The organism is Sporosarcina sp. Y352, from assembly GCF_056786535.1.
The window spans coordinates 1-1,166 of sequence record NZ_JBXCJE010000037.1; the positions used below are offsets into that span (position 1 = coordinate 1).

The 1,166-nt window shown below is 41.2% G+C and carries 2 protein-coding genes; both read right to left on the reverse strand.

The features are described from left to right. The coding region (locus tag AC1TO6_RS21085) for a DDE-type integrase/transposase/recombinase (RefSeq protein WP_482103545.1) at positions 1-584 on the reverse strand (584 nt) is incomplete at its 3' end. Next, positions 581-1,093 carry a transposase gene (locus tag AC1TO6_RS21090; protein ID WP_482103546.1) on the reverse strand — a complete coding sequence of 171 codons (513 nt, stop codon included), beginning with the start codon at positions 1,091-1,093 and terminating at the stop codon, positions 581-583. The genes AC1TO6_RS21085 and AC1TO6_RS21090, both read right to left, overlap by 4 nt. Positions 1,094-1,166: the final 73 nt, after the last annotated feature.

Here is a 1,166-nt window from a genome sequence, read left to right on the forward strand (position 1 = left end):
CTTATAATTGCTTTTTTAATTAATACTTCAGCATGAGCGGCATCTTCTATTTCCCAAACTTCCCAACCAACAATCTTCCGGCTAAACAAATCAATGATTAAGTAAAGCTTAAAATAGAGACCCCTAACAGGTCCTTTCAACCAAGTAATATCCCAGGTCCACACCTGATTAGGAGCCGTTGCTAAATAACTTTCGGGTAATTTCATCTCTGGTCTTTTACTTCGTCCGCGATGTTGTTGCATTTTCTCTTCGCGTAATATCCGATAAAATGTTGATTCAGAGGCGACATAAATCGAATCATCTGCTAGTTTTGGCACAATCTGTGAAGGGGGTAAATCAACAAACTCCTCTTTGTTGACAATCTTTATAACAGCTTGTCTTTCCTCTTTTGTTAGCTTGTTTTTGGGTTCGGGACGTTGTACATGAGGACGTTGATCTTCCTTTATTCCATCATCCGAAACCCAGCGTTCATACGTGCGCACACTAATGTTCAGTTCTGTACACGCCTTAGTCAATCGCGCACCGTTTAGATTCGCATCTTGGATAAGTTCTACCGCAAGTTCGCGATCTGACGGGTTAATCATTCGTCCTCGTGGTCCCCCCAGATCGCTCGGGCCTTTTTTCTTAATAGTAATAAGGCCGCGGCTTCTGCTAATGCTTTCTCTTTTATACGTAGGTCTTTTTCAATCTCGATTGTACGTTTCTTTTCATCTTTCAGCTCCTGGGAAAGCCGTTTAGTTTGATTGAGTTCACCAGTATTGGCGCTCAAACAAACAGAACGCCACGCGTCAATCTGTTCTTTATATAAACCTTTCTTACGGCAATATTCTGCAAGATCTGTTTCATTCATTGCGTAGGTTTCTAGCACTACCAGAAACTTATCTTCGCTACTCCAGCGGTCTGAAGTTTGTCCATTTCCAGGAGTTGCATTTCCTTCAATACGCGCTTTTTTTCTCCATTGATATAAGGTTTGTTCTGAAACACCGATATCCTTACTAATACTCTTAACAGATTCGTTATTAGGGGGCATCATTCTTACAAGGACAGCGTCCTTCAATTCTTTTGTATATCTTTTCCTTTGTTCACTACTCATGTCGCACGACCTCCATCTTATTATTAAAGTATAACAGGAGAGTACTGTACGACAACTAGCCTAACAGAGGGGG